Genomic DNA, 18285 nt, shown 5'->3' on the forward strand with positions numbered 1-18285 from the left:
CTCCCCCATTCCGGGCTTCACCGTTCAGTCCCGGCCAAGGCCGGGCCCACCGACGCCGAGTCCGCCGAGCACGGAACCGAAGTCGGCGACACGGTCCTTCCAGTCCGGCACGTCGCCGGCGAGTACCGTCGCCTCCCAGCGCTCGAGACGCATCGCGACGGCCGCGGGGAACGCGTCGGACGGAACAGCATCAACACCCTCCGCGTCACGGAAACCGGCAACCGGAGTGCTGACCGTCGGCCGTCCGACCGCGCGGTACTCGTACAGCTTGATGGGGTCGAGGCTCTCGGTGAAGTCATCGACCACGTGCGGCACGATCAGCACGTTCGCGTGCTGCAGGTACCCCGGCACCTCGTCGCGCGGCCTTGCACCGGCCACCACGATGCGAGGATGCGCGGAGAGCCTCGCGCTGTTCGCGGGCGTCAGCGCGTTCGGGCCGATCAGCACGACGGTGCCGTTCCCGGCGGCATCCGCCGTTCGCACGACGAGGTCGACGTCGAGCCTGTCCTCGTGCAGGGTTCCGACGTAGAGCGCGACCGGGCCGTCCGGCAGGTCGGCAGGCCGAGGGGCCGGGCGACGGTATCGCTCCACGTCCACGGCATTCGGAATGAGATGTACCGGACGGAAGACGCCCTTGGTACGCTCCAGCCCCGTCGAGCACACCACCACCTCGTCGCAGCGTCGCAGCAGCTCGGCGTCGGCCGCCGCGATGCGGTCGTGCTCGCGCTCCCCGCGCTCGGCTGCGACCCAGTCATCCGTCATGTCGTAGAGGCTCGGCCAGCCGAATGCGTCGATGAGGGATGCCTGGCCGGGGTCGTTGATCCAGAGCACTCCGTCTCGCCATCCGAGCCTCGAGACAGCACGACGGATGCCCGCCGTGACCAGATCGTCGGCGATGCGACCGGCGCGACGCGGCAGGGCCTTCGTCGGTTGGTAGAGGTGCAGCCGGCCGTCGTAGCCCTCTCCCGTGCGCAGCCCGCTGCCCAGCGCGGCCCGTCGGCCGGACGCCAGGGCGAAGAGCGGGTCGGCGGGCGGCTCGATGAACAGCACCTCGAGCGACGGGACGGAGGCGAGGAGGCCATCGATCACGTACTGGTTGCGGCGCCAGACCTCGTTCCACGCCTCGAGCGAGGCGACCACCAGGTGCTTCGACGCGCCTCGTGCTGCCCGCGCCTCCGCGCCCGTGGTGTCTCTCGTGGTCACTCCGGCCTTCGCACGTGCGACCTCGTCGAGCAGCCGCATGGTCGCGGCCGTCTGACCGGCCGTGCCGAACGCCTCGCGTTGCCTCGATCGGAGGGCGCGGCCGTACTCTGCTCGCCGCTCGGGGTCGGTGATCAGCCCGGAGAGCAGGCTGCCGGCCTCCTGCGCATCGTCCACGGCGAAGAGGGCAGCCCCCTCCACCGACCCGACGGTCTCGAGATGACCACCGCCCGCTGCCGCCACGACGGGAAGCCCGTACGACATCGCCTCGAGTACTGCGAGGCCCAGTCCTTCGCGCGGTGTCGGTGCGATCAACACGGATGCCCTGGACAGCCATCCGGCCACGTCTGTCTGGAACCCGACGAAGTCCACGGTGTCGGCGACGCCGAGCCGGGCGGCGAGATCGCGCAACCCCGCCTCGTCGGCGCCCTCACCCGCGATCACGAGGCGCCACCCCTCGGGACGCTGAGCAACGGCCCATGCACGGATGGCGATGTCTGTGCGCTTCTCCGCCTCCAGACGCTGCAGGGCGAGCACGATGGGTTCGCGTGCAGCCTCGTCGACGTCGGGGACGTCGGCCACCCCGGTGTGCACGACGACGCTGTCGCCCTCGACGTTCGCCGCCACGAAGCGCGAGATGGCGAGCTGGCCGGCCATCCGCCGACCGGCAGACTTCGCGAGAACCCGATTCACCGGGTTGCCGCCTCGCTGCGCGGCGAAGTGGCGAACGCTGACGACCGGAGCCCGACGGATGCCCGGCGCCGTGCCGACCAGATCGGCGATCGTCATGTGTGTGACGATCACATCGGCATCAGGGATGCGCCGAAGCGCCCGGTAGGCGACCGCCGCTGTCGCGCCGGCGCGCCAGGTGATGCCGGCCTTCTGCAGCACGGTCCCCATCGTGTCGAGACCGCCGCCGATCACGGTCACCCGACAGCCGGCATCGTGCAGGGAGAGCGCCGAGTGCAGAACATAGCGCTCGACACCGGCGAAGGCCTCAGAGCACACCACGTGCACGACGTGAAGGCCGCCCGTTCTCCGAGCGGCCGCGCGTCGCGGGCCGACCGCACCGGTCTCGACGGCTACCGGTCCGTGCCGGAACAGCGCAGCTCTTCGCCGGGCGGCGGCACCGCGCTCCCCGGGAAGCACTGCGCCTCTGGCCGCCGCGCCCAGGTAGGTGCCAGCACGGTAGAGCTGCCATCCGCCCGCGCCGTAGTGCTTGCGGATGTACCGCTCCGCACTGCCGTAGAAGTGCCGCTCCCTCACCCGAGGATCGCCGCCGGTGCCCGCGCCTTCGTGAGTCGCGTCCACGTCGGCCACCGCGATGTCCCAGCCGCGCGAGCGCGCGCGTCGCTGCCAGTCGGTCTCCTCCGCGTAGAGGAAGAACCGCTCGTCGAGCCGACCGATGTCATCCAACGCCGCACGTCGCAGCAAGAGCGCCGAGCCGATCGCGAAGTCGTGGCTGCGGCGCAGCCCGCCGAGTCCGGCCGCCTCGATCCACGCGCCGGCCGGCGTCGGGAAGGGCCACCAGACGCGAACCCGCGCTCCCGTTTCAGGTTCGGTCTGCGTCGCACCGACTGCTGCCAGGCGCGGTGTGGAGTGCAGCAGCTCGTGCATCCGATCGATGCCTTCACGGCCGAGGCGGGCGTCGGGGTTGAGCAGCAGCACATCTCGCTCACCGTCGCCCGCCGCCTCGATCGTGTCGAGCCCGAGGTTCACGCCCCCCGCGAAGCCCAGGTTCGCGCCAGCATCGACGTAGTGGGCGCCGTGCCGCTCAGCCAGCTCCCGCGTCTCGGGGAGCGACGAGTTGTCCACGATGGTCACGGGCAGACCGTCGCCAAGCTCGGCGAGGCACCCGACGAGCGGATCCGGCGAGCCGTACGCGACGATGAGTACGTGCGGTCCGGTGGTCGCGCCGGCATCGGCGTCGCCGAGGATCGACTCGTACAGCTCGCGCTGCAGCGTCGCCACGTTCTGCCAGGTGAACCGTGCGGATCGCTCCAGCCCGGCCGTCCGATGTTCGTGCCAGCGGCCAGGGTCGAGCGCACGCTCGATGGCGACAGCGAGCGCCGCCGGGTCGCCGGGCGGCACGAGCACACCCGCATCGCCGACCACGTCGGGAATGGCCCCCGAGTCGCTCGCCACGACGGGAACGCCGGAGGCCATCGCCTCCACAGCGACCCGGCAGAACTGCTCGAGCCAGTTCGGCCGCGGAAGCGAAGGGACGGCGAGGATGTCGAGGTTCCTGTACCGCTCGGCGAGCTCCTCACCGCTCGCGAAGCCGAGGAACCTCACGCGATCGGAGATCCCGAGGTTGATCGCGAGGGCCTGCAGCTCTGCACGCTGAGGACCGTCGCCGGTGAGCTCCACACTCCAATCGTCGTGGCCGACGACGGCGTGCAGCAGCACGTCGACGCCCTTGTGTGCCTCCAGCCGTCCGACGTAGCCGATGGTCTTCACGCTGTCGGCCGGCGGCATGCGATCGGCGGGCTCGAACGTTCGCACGTCGACGCCGAGCGGTATCTCGACGGCCGGCCCGGCGAGCCCCTTCGCCGTGAGGATCTCGCCGGCCTCGCGGTTGCAGACGTACGCGGCAGCAGCACCGCGTAGAGCGATCCGCTCGAACCATCTGAACGGCATCGGGTACCGCTTGCGGATGTTCTGCGCCGAGTAGAGCAGGTAGGGCGCCTTGCTCCCCCTCAGGCGCCTGATGAGCAGCACCTCTGCCGTCGCCAGGGCGTTCGGCTCCTCATGAAGGTCGATGAGATCGGGCTTGCTGCCGATCGCACGCCAGATCGGCCGCGGGTCGTAGGCGAACACGCTTGGATGCCTGCCGATCGTGCGCGCGCCCCGCACGAACCCGTCTTCCTCGGCGTCGAGCCGCACGTCGCGGCCGCCCTCGTTCCAGACCCTCGCCGAGATGAGCTCGACGTCGACACCCTGTTCGCGGAGCTCACGCTCACGCTGTCGCCACGCGGACACCACTGCGTGATGGGCGATGCGGAGCACCTTCATGGCTGTCCTCGGGGTAGGTGACGAATCCTCTCTACCTTAACGGCGCGGCGCCGCCCCGCCCCTGCGCTGGGCCCGTCATCCGCGGCACTGCCGGCTTCACCGGGACGATTGGCGTCGGCAACGGAACACCGCGCCCAGGCCGCGAATGCTTCGACGGCTTCAGCAGCTCCCATGTCACTGGCTCGCCTCGGGCGCGCCGATCGTCGTCGAAGGCCTTGACGCCGTAACAGATGCCCGCAACGATCCACAGCAGGGATGCCTGCCCGGCCACCCAGTACAGGTCGAACTGAGCCTGGGTGAAGCGCATCGCCACCACGGCGACTCCGACCGTGCCGTAGACAGGGTCCATCTTCCACAGGTACCAGCCGGCCACCGCGAACAACGTCAGGAATCCGATCAGACCGAAGACCCCGACCGTCGTGAGCACCTCCAGCTCGGCGTTCGGTGGTTGGAAGGACTGGAACTCGCCCGCGAATCGGCCCGTGTACCACCAGCGCATTCCGACGCCGAAGATCGGCGACTTCAGCCAGATCTGCACCGATTGGGCGTACCAGTCGACGCGCTGGTGGGCAGAGTTGAACTGGTTGTCGGACGCAAGCTGCGAGGTCAAGGCGCTGATCACCCATGCGATGCCGGGGATGGCGGCGAGCCAGACGATGCGCACCCGTCTACCGGTCTGCGGCCGGGCACGGATGCTGACGATGAGGATGCCCACGATCTCGCCCACGAGGCCCTGCCTCGACTGCGCAGCGATGACGGCCACGGAACAGATGATGACGGCCAGCCACGACCATCCGCGAGACCAGCGCAACCAGATCGGTCGCGCGAAGGCGATCACGGCCGCCGCCCCCAGCATGCCGCCGATCGTGTTCTTGTTCAGGTCGGTGAGGAAGACCGGCTGGAACTCGTGCGTGTGCAGGTAGGTCGAGAGCGAGACGAAGATCGTCACGACGCCGATGCCGCAGCATCCCAGCACGTAGAGGGTGAGCGCGAGGCGAGCCCGGTCGGCGCGGCCGATCACGAATCCGACGATCAGGCTACCGAGCACGAGGAACACTTCGTGCACCCACTCGACCGCGTTCGACCCGTAGCGGTTGAGTATCTGAGTCGGGATCGCTGTTGCCAGGTAGAACACACCCGCCCAGACCAGTGGTCGAAGGACTCCGGCACCGCGTCCTCTCAGGTGGAAGAGCGACACGATGGATGCGAGCGCCAGCACGACGTCGGAGATGCTGAGCGCGCCGCCGACTCTGGTGAGAACGAGGGTGGCGGGAACGGCGAGAACGGGGATGATCGTGTAGTCGGTCGCCGCGACTCCCGCGAACAGCACGACGATGCCCACGGCGAGCGCAAGCAAAGAGCTGTGCACGCTGAGAACACCGAGCGCTACGCCGACGACCGTCGCGAAGGCGCCGATGGCGATCAGCATCGGAGCGATCGCAGCGACCTTCATCCTCGCGCGATCCATGCACACATGCTAGCGATCGGCGGCCAACGCTCCCGTCCCCTTCTGGGCACCGCCCGATGCTGCAAGGCTCAGATCTCGTCGAGCACGTCGACGAGATTCCGCCACGCCCACGCCCAGTCGCGTTCGACGGCGCGAGCCCGAGCGGCCGTCGCATAGCTCGCACGCAGCTCGGGGCTCGCGACCAGCCTGCCGATGGCATCCGCCAGCTCCTCAGGACGCGCCGAGTCGAAGAGCACGCCGGCGTCGCCGAGCAACTCGGGGATGCCTCCGCTGCGGGCAGCGACGATGGGAAGGCCTGCAGCCATGCCCTCCCCGACGGTGAGCGGGCAGGGGTCGGGCCAGCGCGACGGGATGACCAGGATGTCGGCACGCCTCACCAGCTCGGGTAAGTGCTCACGGTCGACGAACGGCTCGAACCGCACCGTCCCCCGCGCCGAGCCGGCCAGCTCACGAAGCCTCTGCTCGTAAGGGGACAGCACCGCCTTCGGGTCGAATCCGTGGCTGCCGACCACGATGTACTCGACGTCACGGTTGTCGACCACGGCCGCGGCCTCCAGCAGGATGTCCGCGCCCTTCTCTGGGATCGCCCTGCCGAGGAACATCACACGGAGGGGGCCAGGAAGCCGGATGTCAGTGGGTGTGAATTGGGCGGTGTCGACGCCGTTGATGACCGTGCGAACCCTCTCGTGCAGCGAGCGCGGCAAGTGCTCGCGCAGCTGGGCCGCCAGCGAGTCGCTCACGCTCACGATGCGGGCCGCGTCTCCGAGAACGCGAGATGCCTCTGCCCGCGAGTAGCTGCGCAGCACGTCGTTGTGTGCATAGAGCACCGTCGCGTGCCGCTGTTCGCGCATCAGCCACGGGACGATCGGCGCGTTGTGGGCGAGCACGATTCCGTCCGGCTGGTCTCGCAGGCTCTCCGCGGCAGGGCGGAAGTAGTCAGCAGCACCTCGTCGCGGCATCCCGATACGCGCCAGCCCGGCGTCGACGATTCTCGTGCGAGACCCTGGTGCGGGCACGCCGACGTAGTCGACGATGGCGGCCGAGTCGTAGCGCGGGCTGTAGGTGTCGTCTTGCAGCACGACGCGCTGCGGGTGGCGCTCGGTATCCCCAACGATGGTGGCTCCGGTGGCGAGTCCGTGCACGACGGTGGGGATGGCGGAGCCGGTGCGCGGCGAGAAGTGATCACCGGGAGTGATCACGTGATAGATCGGAACGGGCCGCACATCTCGCTCGCCGCCTGCCGTCATGCGCCCATCGTAAGGGAGGGCGGGCGCCGGCTCAGCCCGCGACCTCGTTCCAGATCGTCGCATGTTCCGCGGCGCATCGTTCCCAGGTGAACTCGGCCGCTCGCGCACGTCCCCTGGCGCGCAGGCCCTCGCGGTCCACGTCCCCTCCGAGCACAGCAGCGATGCCGTCAGCGATCCCTTCACCTGTAGGTGCCACCAGTACCGCGGCGCCCCCGGCCACCTCGGGCAGAGAACTGGTCTCCGCCGCCACGACTACGGTGCCAGCAGCCATCGCCTCCAAGACGGGAAGCCCGAAGCCCTCGTGAAGCGATGGCACGACCACCGCTTCGGCTCCCGCGATGAGTCCCGGAATCAGATCCCCTTCGACACGCCCAAGCAGAACGACCCGCGGCAGGTCACGGAAGAGTTCGGTCCGACGCGGATGGGCTGGGCCGGACAATGCGAGGCTGACCTCCGGATGCTTTCCAGCAATCCGGCGCCATGCCTCCGCCAGCGCGGCCAGATTCTTGCGCTCGCTGGCGCCACCTGCATGCAGGATGTACGGTCCTTCGAGCCCGATGCGCTGAAGCGCCGCAGCATCCAGGGCGGCCGGGTCGCGGAATCGGTCATTCACACCGAGATGCACCACACGCGTGTTGTCGAGGCCGAACATCTCGACGGCGTCCGCTGCTGTCGCCTGCGAAACGCACACGACTGCCGCTGCCGCACGCAGCTCTTCCGGTGCGGTCGCGATGGGTGTTCCCTCGTCTGGAAAGCGCCATGCGACGACGTCGTGCAGCGTGACTATCTCGCCGGGAGTCGGCGGCAACGTGAGGCTCATGCGATGCACCAACGCGCCTCTCGGATACACGATCCGCCCGAATGCGCGGCGCACGCCCGTACCGGCGCGCTCCAGCACACCGACGGGGATGCGCCGGTTGCCGGGCAGCTCGGATCGAAGCGACCTGACCACGAGATGCTCGACGGCCCAGTCCTCGCCCGTCGCGGCCAGCGCTGTTGCGGCTCGAGTTCCGATCTCGTGCTCATAGACCTGAGCACCCATCGGCGCAGCACTCGCCGCGGTTGCGATCGCAAGACGATTCATGCCAGACCGAGCCCCCTGTAGGCAAGTCGGACGGACGCAGAACGCGGAACCGTCGCGTCCCAGGGTAACCAGTCGGAGGGGTGAGATTGCCACTACGCTCTCCGGCAGGAGTTGGGAGTCCTTGGACAACGGAGGGACATCGATGCGAGTGGGAATCGATGCGGAGCCTGTCTCGAGCGTGTACCGGGCACTCGAGGAGTTCGGCGACCGCTATCGCCGTCGCATCTACACCTCGGTGGAGATCGATGCATGCGGTGGGCCCGACGCCCGACCGGAAGATGCCGCGGAGGGACTTGCCGCTCGTTTCGCAGCGAAAGAGGCGACTCTGAAGGTGCTGCGTGTCGGCGACCGAGTGCCGCCCTGGACCGACATCGAAGTCGTGCACCGGCCCGATGGTTCGCCTTCGCTTCGACTTCGAGGGGTGGCGGCCGAGCTCGCAGAGGAGGCGTCGCTCACCGCCTTCGACGTTTCGCTCACCCACACCGCCGAACTCGCCATCGCCGTGGTCATCTCGGCAGAGTAGATGTCGCCCTCAGGTGAAAAGCGACATCACGTGTGGACGACTCCGCCGGCTGCGCGCATGGGCGCTTCTAGATCTCTTTCCGAGCGACGAGGACCCCGGCATTCTGCCGCAACAGCCCGTCATTGCCGAACATGACGAGTGCCGCGTGCGCATCTCGGATAATCCGCTCGATGACCATGCCGCCGTCGCGGTGAATTCCCGCGATGCCGCAGATCTGCAGCGCCTTGCTCGCAGTCTCGGTGGCGACGGCGGTGCTCGCCACCTTGAGATTCCTCAGGCTCGAGAGGAACGAGATGTCGTCAAGGCGTGATTCGGCCTCCAGCCGCTCGAACCGCGACACGACGGCGGCAAGGATGCCTCGCACCTTTTCAACTTCGAGCAGGAGCTCAGCCAAGCGGTTCGCGCTCGGCGGCGTCGTCCCTACGGACCGTCGAGCCTCGGCGCGCACTGCGGTGTGCGCCTCGCGGAGGGCGGCCTCAGCGATCCCGACGTACGCGGAGCCCGCCAGCACGTGGCGTGCCTGGATGAAGCCGCCGTTCATCACTTCCGACCACGGCGCAGGGAAGATTGCCCCTTCCTCGATGTTCGCCTGGATCCGCAAGCCGTAGCTGCACGTTCCACGTAGTCCGAGGGTGTTCCACGTCGAGGTCTGCTCGAGGTCGGCGCTCGCGGCGGGGACGGCCAGGTAGAGCCGGTCGTCGCTGGCGGCGTCCGGGGCGCGGCGCACGTGGGTCATGATCACATCGGCATTCAGCCCGTATGAGCACGCCAGCGTCGTGCGGTCGATTCGCGCGGCACCGTCTTCCGTGACGAGTGCGCCGCCGCCGTCCGGAGTCGGACGCTCGCTGGTCGCGTTGGCCAGAAGGATCTGCTGGTCGACGACCTGGGCAAGCAGGCTCCTGAGCCAAGGAGTGTCCCCGTGGCGAGCCAACGTGTAGACCTCGATCGTGTGCATCGCAAGCACCAGGGCACTCGACGTGCAGTAGTGCGACAGGACGCGCACGACGTCAGACATCTCACCGACGGTGGCGCCCAGGCCGCCCAACTCCGTCGGTACGACGGCGGACAGCAGTCGTTCCTCCCGGAGGGCCGCAATCGTCTCGGCAGGGAATCGTGCCTGAGAATCGACATCCCGGGCGGCCGGACCCGCCACGGTTTCACCGATCCGCAACGCAATCGCCATAAGGCTCTCGTCCCGAGACGCCTCGTCCGGAGACCCCGGTTCCCTCATGTTCTCCATGAAAGCCAAGGCTATCGACAGGACGCCCGTGACGCACTCACGATGTGCCGGTCACGACTACCTGGGACAAGATCCGCTCGCGCACCCTTCGGCGTGCGTCATGGTCGGGTGCGGTACCGGACACTCGCACGACATACTCCATCATCCCTTCGTGCGGGTCGATGTCATCGCCGGCACCGCGCTTGGGGACCACCGACTCCACGCCATCGATCGTGCCGAGGGTCTCGAGGCCTTCGACCGACGTGATATGCCGCAGTTCGGCCGGAGGCAGCACGTAGACCGAGTACCCGACGTCGGTCGGGCTGGGCAGGTCCTCGAAGACGAGGAGCTCGCCCACTGCGATCCGCATCGCCGCCTGGAAGATATTGATGCCGAGCGCGTGCTGGAGGAGATCCGGAAGAGCACTGCCCCCTGGTCGCGGGTTGATTTCGATCACGACGGGCCCTGCGTCGGTTACCTTGAGCTCAACGTGCAGAGCGCCGAACGCGATGCCCAGCGCACGTACGGACGAGACCGCGGCCGCGACGAGCTCGCTGTAGAGCTGGGCGGACACCTCGGCGGGAAAGAACAGCCCGGCCTCGCGGAAGGGTTCGACGAGGGGATGACGGCCGGTGGCACCGAGGGTGCTCACAACGCCGTGGCTGACCAGCACCTCTACCGAGACATAGGCGGCGTTGTCCGGACCGGTGACCGCCTGGGAGGGGGCGGGGATGAACTCCTCGATCATCATCGAGTCATGCCAGGTATGCGATAGGACCTCCCGCAACCGTTCCGGCGTGTCCACCCGAGCCATGTCGCGACTGCTCCTACCGACTCGGGGTTTGAGCACCAGAGGAAAGACGGCGCTCGCCTCGACGTCCACGAGCCGTTCCGCATCCCCCTTCAGCGTGTCGACATCCCAGAATCGCGGGGTTGGCATCCCGTGGTCACGCAGCGCCGTGCGCTGCTCGAACTTGTCCGCCAGTTGAGCCGCGGTTCGTCGGCTGTGATAAGGCAGCCTCAGGATGCCGGCAACCTCCGCCGTCCACGGCACGTTGGCTTCGTTGAAGGCGACGATTCCCATCGGATCGTGCTCTGCGACGACTGCCGCTGCCGCCTCGGGCGCGAGTCCGGACACGTCGACGACAACGCCCGAACGGCGCAGGATGCGGGCATAGCGCAGGGTCTCAGCGTCGTCGCGAAGCGTGACCCATAGGGGTCGGCACACACCGGCGGCCGCCTCCACATAGGTGAGTGGAAAGAACTCGCGCTCTGGACTGTCAAGGACGATGGCGAGCACCGGCAGCTGACTGCTCGATTCGGATGGCACCATCACGCCAGTATGCCCTCCCGTGTTGCGACCGTTCCATGCCGGCTTCCGATGCCGAGCCGCATGCGCACATCAACGCGGATGGGTCAAACAGCATGCGTCCCACTACCCTGTCGGGTGAGGGCCGGCTGTTGGCTGCCCGATCCTCCATCGCCGGAGATCCGCCGACCCCGTAGCGCGCGCTGCGAGACTGGAGTATGCCGATGTCCTCGGTCCGCATCGCGGTGCTTCATCATGCCCGCTCGTTCTTCCCGATGGATCTCTTCCAGCGCACTCGCGACACTGCCGAGCTGATCTGGGTGCTCGACGATGCCTTCGCGGACGATCCCATGATCGGTCGGCTGCTTCGACGCCTCGGCACCGTCGTGGACATCGCCGGTCTGGACGACGACGAAGCCGCGACCCGGATCGCCCGGGAGTCGCCGGATGGCATTCTGAGCTTCGTCGACGATCAGATTCCGCGGGCGGCCGAGCTCGCTCGCCGGCTCGGCCTGCGTTACCACAGTCCGGAGCTCGCTCGGATCCTCACCGACAAGGGCGCGCAACGCGAAGCCCTCGCGCACGGCGGCGTAGCGGAGCCCTCCTACTCTCGCGTTCCGGCGGCCAGCTCTCGCGAGACCCTGGAGGCGATCGCAGACCTCTCCTCTTTCCCCGTCGTGCTCAAGCCGGTGTCGGGGATGGGCAGCCGTGGTATCCGGCTGTTGCGAGATCGCGAGGAGCTGCTCGAGCTGGCAGGAGATCCGATCGACCACGTGGTCGAGGAGTTTCTTCCCGACCGCGACGGTCTACCTGGCTGGGCGGCCAGCTATCTCTCCGTCGAGACTGTCGTCGCTTCGGGTGTCACCCATCATGTGGCGTTGACCGGGCGGTTTCCGCTTGAGCCGCCATTCCGCGAGACCGGGAATTTCATCCCCGCGCTGGCGGACGAGCAGCTCCGCGGGCAGCTGCTGATGATGGTGGACCAGGCCGTGGCGACCCTCGGAGTGCGCGACTCCGTGCTGCACACCGAGATCAAGTTGACACCCGACGGTCCACGCCTGATCGAGATCAACGGCCGGCTCGGTGGTCGTCCCGGCTTCGTGCTCGCCGAGGTCAGTGACGTCAACCTCTTCGCGATCGCTTGTCGGGTGGCGGCTGGCGTTCCGGTTGAGCTCGACGGGCTGGTCCCACTGAGCGGGGTGGGATTCTGGCTGATGATCCAGCCGCCTGTCGACGCGCGCACTCTGACCACCCTCGACGGTCTGGACGAGGCGGCGGCGCTGCCGGGCGTGAGCCTGGTCGACCCCAAACGCGCGATGGGCCAGGGCGTCGACTGGCGCGAGGGCACTGACGGGCAAGTCGTGACGGTGCGAGGAGCCGTCCCCGATCACGGCAGCCTCGGTTCTTTGGTGGGCCGGCTGCATGAGACGCTACGACTCGAGTACGAGCGGGAATGACTGCGGGCACCGTGAAGGGCCAGCCTTTGTCCTGAACGACCTGAAGACGTCGCCTACTCGGTCACACCGACCTGTAGGAGCGCCTGGCGGATGGCGGCGATGGACTGGAAGGTGCTCTTGCGGAGCATCTCGTCGGTGAACTCCACCTCGAAGCCGTCCTCCAGCGCGAGCATCACGCTGACGCTGGCGTGAGAGGTCAGGCCAGCACGATAGAGGTCGTCGTCGGCGGCGAGATCCGCCGCGGGACCCCGCAATTTGGCATGGCCGTCGAGCACTTCGCGGATCCTCGCGTCGATCGTGTCGCTCATAGTTTCCCAGGGTCTTTCTCTCACGACTTCCGCGTCCGATCCGGTGCGGAACGCGGACGCCTCGACTCTATCCTGACCGTCCAGCACATCAGGATGCGATGGCGTCGGCACGGTATTCGTCCAGGCGTCCGCGGATTGCACTGATCGCCTCATCCTGTCCCTTGCCAGCACGAAGGGAATGGTCTGCGCTCGGCAGCGCAACGGAGCGGAAGCGACGTGGATCCGACAACGGGCGACCCCAGAGTGCCGACCAGGCCCGCGTCTCGACGATCTCGTCTCGCTCACCGACACCCATCAAGAAGGTCAGCCGGCTCCCGCCCCGCACGATTCGTCTCGGCACCCACAGCGGGGAGGACTGCGGAACGATCATGTCCCACGCGTCCCAGAGCATCCGCGCCGTACGGGCATGACGGATGGAGAGCCGATTCAACACGGTCGGCATGTGGCTGAACGCCGTCCACTTCCGCGACATCGTCGTGATGTAGCTCGCCTGCGTCACCCGCAAAGGCACATTCACACAGATCGCTTCCCGCACGGTGCCCGAAAGCGACGCCTCAAGCACCGAGACCCCCGAGGAGCACAACCCGAGACCGATCACGCCGGCCTGAGACGAGAGCCCTCGCACGACCGCAGGGACATCCTCCATCCACCGCTCAGAGAGCAGTTCGTCGTCGTGACCGCCGTCCGCCGTCGCACTATCGCCGACGCCGCTCTGATCGACTCGCAATGACAAGAAGCCCTCGGCAGCGATCTCGCGGCTGAGTCGTACCCAGATCCGACCCGAACCGATGTGCCGCTCGGCGGCGACGTTGACCATCAATACACGCGGCAGCGCGCTGTCATTGACGGCTCCGTGTGTCTCCATGGCGAAGAGGCGTCCCTCTGGCCCCACCAACCTTGCTGTCTCTGTGATCACGCTTCCCGATTCCGGCCAGCTCGCTGACAGCGTCTGTTCCGGCTGCGGGATCACGGACTCCTCTGGAAGATGCGAGGTCAGGCGCGAGACAAGATCTGCGATCCCGTCGTCGGGAACGATCGCGTCGAGCGTGCGGCGATCGAGAAGAAGATCCTGTCCGATCGTGTCGCCCCGCACGACTTCTTCTGTCGGAAGGGCCTGCTCCAGGCCGCGGGCGGGAGCCCGGTCGGGGCGGACCAGGACCGTCACCCGCTTTGCGAGCGCGGAGGGCACCACCCGCCCATCGATCGCGAGAGCGCGAATCTCCGCTGCTGCCGCTACCGGATAGCGATATGAGGGGGTCTCGATCCAGCGTTCCGGGTCGGCCTGATCGACGTCCAACCACGAGGCGTGCAGGAGCTGCTGCTCGCGGAGAAACGCACGTCCACTGACGCACGGATCCCACAGCACGAGATCCTCGAGGTCGAGGCCGCGGGCCGCGGCGGCGTACGCGATCGTCGCGCCAAGGCGCATTCCCACGACGCTGACGTGGTCGACGCCGGCCCGACGTACCTCCGACACGGCGTGCTCGATCGAAGTGATCCATGCGCTCACGCGATCGGGATCGTCGAAGCGCCCAGCGCTGTCACCTGTGCCGTCATAGTCGAATCTCAGCGCGATCAACCCCGCACGCGCGAGCTTCTGCGACAGCCTACGGAAGGTCCGGTATGTCTTGTCGCCCTCTTCGCCCATCGGCTGGCAGAGCACGACCGCACCACGCACAGCCCCTTCGGCCGGAAGCACAAACCAGCCGAACAACGGTCGATCATTCGGTCCGAACCAGGTCGGCGTCTCGACGACCCCGTCGTTTCGCAACTCCAGACGCTCGTTGCCACGGGTCTTGTCCTCGTGAGTCATGGTCCGCATCGACGACGTGACGTCGCCGTCACGGCCAGAGCCGAGCCCGGACCTCGGCGGGCCATGCGGCCACATCGAGACTGTGCCTCCTCAGCAGCGCAAGCGCGATCCGCTCGAGACCGAATGCCGCACAGGCGGAGCGTGCGACCTCACCGTCCGCACTTCGAATATCGAAGGCGTCGCCGAAATGCGTCTCGTGATAGTTAGCGGAAGCGATCGCGGTGAGCACCTGCGTCGAGCTGACCGCGCAGGTCACTTCGTACTTGGCGGCGCCGGCGCGCTGATTTGCCGCCAGCATGCGGCCCGCGCGCCCAAAGAACGGGTCGTTGGCCTCTTCGACGCCGACATCGAGTCCAAGACCCGTGAGCAAATCCACGGCCCGGTCGAGCCACCGCGCGCGGTGCTCGAGCGACCCCGTCGCATCGCCCACGTACACGAACTCGTGCATGCGAAAGCTCTGCATTCGTGTCGGGTCGATACTCGGCTCGTGGCGGAAGCAGTATCCCTGCACCTCGTACCGCTTCCCCTCTTCGGGAACCACGCCCGTCAGACGGGCATAGAGAGGGTGGCATGCAGCCGACGCCATGACCACGTCGGCCGGCACCAGAGAACGGGTCCAGTCTTCACCAGCCTCGAACTCCCGCAGCATCTCCGCGTGCTCGGCATCCCCGCCTCGGAAGATCTCAATGGCCCCGAGCAGATCGGGGAAGGAGCGGACGTAGTCCGTGCGCTCGAAAGCGTCCTTCGCCGTGATCGGTGGGAAGAAGTATTGTTCGGCGCCCTCGGCGGCACCTGCCCGTGAGACGTAGTCCTCGATCCCCCGGACGATTCGCTCGAACACTCCCGACCGGTGATAGAGGCCGTCGACGCCAGTCGCGGCCAGAATGCCACCCGAGATCAGTTCGTCTCGGAACTCCCGACGCTCCGACTCGACAATCGTCTCCGACTCCGGCATGTGCGTCCCCTTTGGAAGCGCTGTATCGACCCACGGCGTGAGCAATGAAACATTATTATGCCCCCTGCGCAGCCCCGGTGGCGATCTCCCCAGGGCGATCCGAGGACCACGGCAACATTATGATCGGTCCTAACGCTCTGGGCTGCTCCCGTCGAGCACGACCGAACCGACCTTGCGAGGACGACATGGACGACGAGTGGCGCGCCCCCGTCCGACTGGTGGTGCACCCCAGTGCGGTGACGATTCCTGCCTCCGCCCCCCACCGGGAACCTCCTCGTCCCATCGCCCTTCGACCGCTCGGCTACGAGGATCAGTTCGATTCGGAAACGCTCTTCTTCGATGTATTCCGCGCGGGCGACCAGGTCGTGGCCATGGGCCCGCCACTACTCAACCTCGAGACGGAACTGCCGAGTTGGACTTTCCACTCGGACGGCGAGCCCATCACAAGGCCAGCCATCACCACCCTTGATCGATCGCACCGTGCCCGATTCCGAGCCCCACGCGACGCACGCGAGCTAACTATCTCGGCCGGATCGTCCGATCAGACGGTTCCGATCGGCACCGATCTGTCATCCGTGTTCGCCGGCACGAGAGCCCTGATGACCCTCCAGCTCGACAACGACCTCGAGTGGATCCGCGACTGGGTCCGCTGGCACGTGGCCGCTCAGGGAACCGACGCGGTCGTGGTCTACGACAACGGCTCGAAACGCTACGCCCTGACCGACATCCTGGACGCCATAGGTGTGCCGGGCATCCGCGTGGCAGCGGTCGTCGACTGGCGATTCCGATACGGCCCCCAAGGAAGCAGCGAGCTCCCCTGGGACTCCGACTACACGCAGTACGGCGCCATCGAGCACGCGCGCCGCCGACTACTTCGACACTCGGCCGGAATGCTGTCGGTGGACATCGATGAGCTCGTCTATTCGAAAGGCGTTCGCACCGCGTACGAGTGCGCCGAGGAGTCACCGCAGGGTTTTGTACTCTTCGCCGGAACCTGGGCCTACGCCGACCCCGATGATGCCGACCCGAAGCGGCTCCGACACGCGGACTGCCGTTGGACGCGAGCCGGCGACCCGGATGCCGCGACGAAGTGGTGCGCCGTTCCGTCACGCCTCCCCCGTCGCGCACAATTGGTCGTGCACGGCGCGCACGACGTGACGATGCCGACGTCACCGATCGCATACTGGCACCTGCGGCCGATCAGCACGCATTGGAAGGTCGACCGCTCGCGGTCCGAACATGCGGCCGACGAGTACGCTCGCGATCCGTTGCTCGCTTCGCAGATGGACCTCTATCTGGGTGCTTCCGAGGGACTGCCTCCCGTGCGGCCCGCCCGGCGCACCTGGGCGCCTGCCGCCAGAGCGCGAGGACTGATCACCCTCACCGCCTGGAGAATGCGGGCGTTCGCCGCGCGGCTCGCCGGCCGACGATGACACATGTCAGCCCCGGTAGGGTATTGGCATGCCACAGAGCTCGTACGCAGTCAAGGCCGAGAGCATCGGTAAGACCTATCGGCTCGGAGTCAGCAAAGCCAGCCATTCCACGTTGGCTGAATCGGTGTTCGCGCGTCTGCGGCCCGGAAAAGCCGAGACGACGAGCAGGAAGTTCGACGCGCTCGACGACATCAGCTTCGAGATCCCCAGCGGTGAGGCGCTGGGGATCGTTGGACGAAACGGCGCCGGCAAGTCGACGCTCCTCAAGATCCTGACGCGAGTGACAGCCCCCACTCGCGGGCGAATGGAGTTCCGTGGGCGAATGGGCAGCCTGCTCGAGGTCGGCACGGGATTTCATCCCGAGCTGACGGGGCGGGAGAACATCTTCCTCAACGGTGCTCTGCTCGGCATGACACGGAGCGAGATATTGCGCCAGTTCGACGCGATCGTCGATTTCTCCGGCATGGAGCGCTTCCTCGACACACCGGTCAAGCGCTATTCGTCGGGCATGTACGTTCGGCTGGCCTTCTCAGTCGCCGCGCATCTCGAGACCGAGATCCTCGCGATCGATGAGGTGCTTGCGGTGGGAGACGCGGACTTCCAGCGTCGATCGCTCGACAAGATGAGGCAGGCGGCTAAAGAAGGTCGCACCGTTCTCTACGTGAGCCACATGCTGCAGACGGTGAAGACGCTCTGCACCTCCGCCATCCTGCTCGAACGCGGACGACTCGTGCATCACGGCACCGTCGACTCCACACTTCAGGCGTACACCGCGAGCTTCGATCGTTACGCGCAAGACCAGTCAGATCCTCGAAACCGTCAAGGCTCCGGAGGTGTCCGCTTCGACCGAGTCTGGATGGACGACGACCACATCCCGTCCGGAGAGCCTTTCGACATCCATTTCGAGGTGCCTGCGGCATCCCGACCACTGGCGGTTCCGGACTATTGGGTGTCGGCGCACATCGTCGATGAAGGCGGAACGGTGATCGCACAGTGCGACTCGAGGCTCAACGGCATCACGCTGGACAGCACGAAAGCCCATCGAGGACAGCTGACGGTCAAGAACCTCTGGCTCAAGCCGGGAACGTACACGGTCGACATGTTCGCGTGTCAGCAGAGCGATCTTCCGGACGCCTGGGATGCTGCGTGGCGGTTCGAGATCATGCCCGATCTCCGTTACCAGTCCCTTGCGACCGCCGAGGCCACCTCGGCAGGGGTCGTCCTCTCCGACTTCCAATACGGGGTGAACTGACA

Annotated in this window: 13 protein-coding genes; 4 read left to right on the plus strand and 9 right to left on the minus strand. The window is 67.2% G+C overall.

All coding sequences use genetic code 11. The features are described from left to right. Positions 1-24: 24 nt before the first annotated feature. The 4 genes from ACYVDN_RS10370 to ACYVDN_RS10385 all read right to left on the minus strand — a co-directional run bounded on the left by ACYVDN_RS10370 (position 25) and on the right by ACYVDN_RS10385 (position 8014). Positions 25-4215 carry a glycosyltransferase gene (locus tag ACYVDN_RS10370; RefSeq protein WP_460571086.1) on the minus strand — a complete coding sequence of 1397 codons (4191 nt, stop codon included), beginning with the start codon at positions 4213-4215 and terminating at the stop codon, positions 25-27. Between the two features lie 31 nt (positions 4216-4246). Beyond that, positions 4247-5683 carry an O-antigen ligase family protein gene (locus ACYVDN_RS10375; RefSeq protein ID WP_460571088.1) on the minus strand — a complete coding sequence of 479 codons (1437 nt, stop codon included), beginning with the start codon at positions 5681-5683 and terminating at the stop codon, positions 4247-4249. A 68-nt stretch (positions 5684-5751) separates the two neighbouring features. Then, on the minus strand, positions 5752-6930 hold the full coding sequence (locus ACYVDN_RS10380) for a glycosyltransferase family 4 protein (RefSeq protein WP_460571090.1): 1179 nt from the start codon (positions 6928-6930) through the stop codon (positions 5752-5754). 31 nt (positions 6931-6961) lie between these two features. Next, the gene (locus ACYVDN_RS10385; protein ID WP_460571092.1) at positions 6962-8014 is read right to left on the minus strand and encodes a glycosyltransferase family 4 protein; all 1053 of its coding nucleotides are present in this window, start codon (positions 8012-8014) and stop codon (positions 6962-6964) included. A 142-nt stretch (positions 8015-8156) separates the two neighbouring features. On the opposite strand from ACYVDN_RS10385, the gene ACYVDN_RS10390 reads away from it, so the two are divergent. Continuing rightward, positions 8157-8537 (plus strand): holo-ACP synthase, encoded by a 381-nt coding sequence (locus ACYVDN_RS10390; RefSeq protein WP_460571094.1) that lies wholly within the window; start codon positions 8157-8159, stop codon positions 8535-8537. Between the two features lie 67 nt (positions 8538-8604). Here ACYVDN_RS10390 and ACYVDN_RS10395 read toward each other — a convergent pair whose 3' ends face one another. After that, a complete protein-coding gene (locus ACYVDN_RS10395; protein ID WP_460571096.1) occupies positions 8605-9777 on the minus strand; it encodes an acyl-CoA dehydrogenase family protein in 1173 nt (390 codons plus the stop codon). A gap of 37 nt (positions 9778-9814) precedes the next feature. Beyond that, on the minus strand, positions 9815-11089 hold the full coding sequence (locus ACYVDN_RS10400) for an ATP-grasp domain-containing protein (protein ID WP_460571098.1): 1275 nt from the start codon (positions 11087-11089) through the stop codon (positions 9815-9817). Positions 11090-11289: 200 nt separating this feature from the next. On the opposite strand from ACYVDN_RS10400, the gene ACYVDN_RS10405 reads away from it, so the two are divergent. After that, positions 11290-12522: an ATP-grasp domain-containing protein gene (locus tag ACYVDN_RS10405; protein WP_460571100.1), complete on the plus strand. Its 1233-nt coding sequence runs from the start codon at positions 11290-11292 to the stop codon at positions 12520-12522. 53 nt (positions 12523-12575) lie between these two features. Here ACYVDN_RS10405 and ACYVDN_RS10410 read toward each other — a convergent pair whose 3' ends face one another. The 3 genes from ACYVDN_RS10410 to ACYVDN_RS10420 all read right to left on the minus strand — a co-directional run bounded on the left by ACYVDN_RS10410 (position 12576) and on the right by ACYVDN_RS10420 (position 15598). Next, the gene (locus ACYVDN_RS10410; RefSeq protein WP_460571102.1) at positions 12576-12830 is read right to left on the minus strand and encodes an acyl carrier protein; all 255 of its coding nucleotides are present in this window, start codon (positions 12828-12830) and stop codon (positions 12576-12578) included. Positions 12831-12918: 88 nt separating this feature from the next. Continuing rightward, a complete protein-coding gene (locus ACYVDN_RS10415) occupies positions 12919-14643 on the minus strand; it encodes a hypothetical protein (protein WP_460571104.1) in 1725 nt (574 codons plus the stop codon). Positions 14644-14671: 28 nt separating this feature from the next. Next, entirely contained in the window at positions 14672-15598 is a 927-nt protein-coding gene (locus tag ACYVDN_RS10420; protein WP_460571105.1) for a class-II aminoacyl-tRNA synthetase family protein, read from the minus strand. 185 nt (positions 15599-15783) lie between these two features. On the opposite strand from ACYVDN_RS10420, the gene ACYVDN_RS10425 reads away from it, so the two are divergent. Both ACYVDN_RS10425 and ACYVDN_RS10430 read left to right on the plus strand, forming a co-directional pair. Beyond that, positions 15784-17031, plus strand: coding sequence for a hypothetical protein (locus tag ACYVDN_RS10425; RefSeq protein WP_460571106.1), 1248 nt, complete (start codon positions 15784-15786; stop codon positions 17029-17031). 28 nt (positions 17032-17059) lie between these two features. After that, the gene (locus ACYVDN_RS10430; RefSeq protein ID WP_460571108.1) at positions 17060-18283 is read left to right on the plus strand and encodes an ABC transporter ATP-binding protein; all 1224 of its coding nucleotides are present in this window, start codon (positions 17060-17062) and stop codon (positions 18281-18283) included. The last annotated feature ends 2 nt before the right edge of the window (positions 18284-18285 follow it).

The sequence above is a fragment of the Humibacter soli genome, from assembly GCF_054779035.1.

Bases quoted from the DNA above. Each gene is read 5' to 3' on its own strand.
- ACYVDN_RS10370 (WP_460571086.1), bottom strand. From the start codon at position 4,215: ATGAAGGTGCTCCGCATCGCCCATCACGCAGTGGTGTCCGCGTGGCGA.
- ACYVDN_RS10375 (WP_460571088.1), bottom strand. From the start codon at position 5,683: ATGGATCGCGCGAGGATGAAGGTCGCTGCGATCGCTCCGATGCTGATC.
- ACYVDN_RS10380 (WP_460571090.1), bottom strand. From the start codon at position 6,930: ATGACGGCAGGCGGCGAGCGAGATGTGCGGCCCGTTCCGATCTATCAC.
- ACYVDN_RS10385 (WP_460571092.1), bottom strand. From the start codon at position 8,014: ATGAATCGTCTTGCGATCGCAACCGCGGCGAGTGCTGCGCCGATGGGT.
- ACYVDN_RS10390 (WP_460571094.1), top strand. From the start codon at position 8,157: ATGCGAGTGGGAATCGATGCGGAGCCTGTCTCGAGCGTGTACCGGGCA.
- ACYVDN_RS10395 (WP_460571096.1), bottom strand. From the start codon at position 9,777: ATGGAGAACATGAGGGAACCGGGGTCTCCGGACGAGGCGTCTCGGGAC.
- ACYVDN_RS10400 (WP_460571098.1), bottom strand. From the start codon at position 11,089: ATGGTGCCATCCGAATCGAGCAGTCAGCTGCCGGTGCTCGCCATCGTC.
- ACYVDN_RS10405 (WP_460571100.1), top strand. From the start codon at position 11,290: ATGTCCTCGGTCCGCATCGCGGTGCTTCATCATGCCCGCTCGTTCTTC.
- ACYVDN_RS10410 (WP_460571102.1), bottom strand. From the start codon at position 12,830: ATGAGCGACACGATCGACGCGAGGATCCGCGAAGTGCTCGACGGCCAT.
- ACYVDN_RS10415 (WP_460571104.1), bottom strand. From the start codon at position 14,643: ATGACTCACGAGGACAAGACCCGTGGCAACGAGCGTCTGGAGTTGCGA.
- ACYVDN_RS10420 (WP_460571105.1), bottom strand. From the start codon at position 15,598: ATGCCGGAGTCGGAGACGATTGTCGAGTCGGAGCGTCGGGAGTTCCGA.
- ACYVDN_RS10425 (WP_460571106.1), top strand. From the start codon at position 15,784: ATGGACGACGAGTGGCGCGCCCCCGTCCGACTGGTGGTGCACCCCAGT.
- ACYVDN_RS10430 (WP_460571108.1), top strand. From the start codon at position 17,060: ATGCCACAGAGCTCGTACGCAGTCAAGGCCGAGAGCATCGGTAAGACC.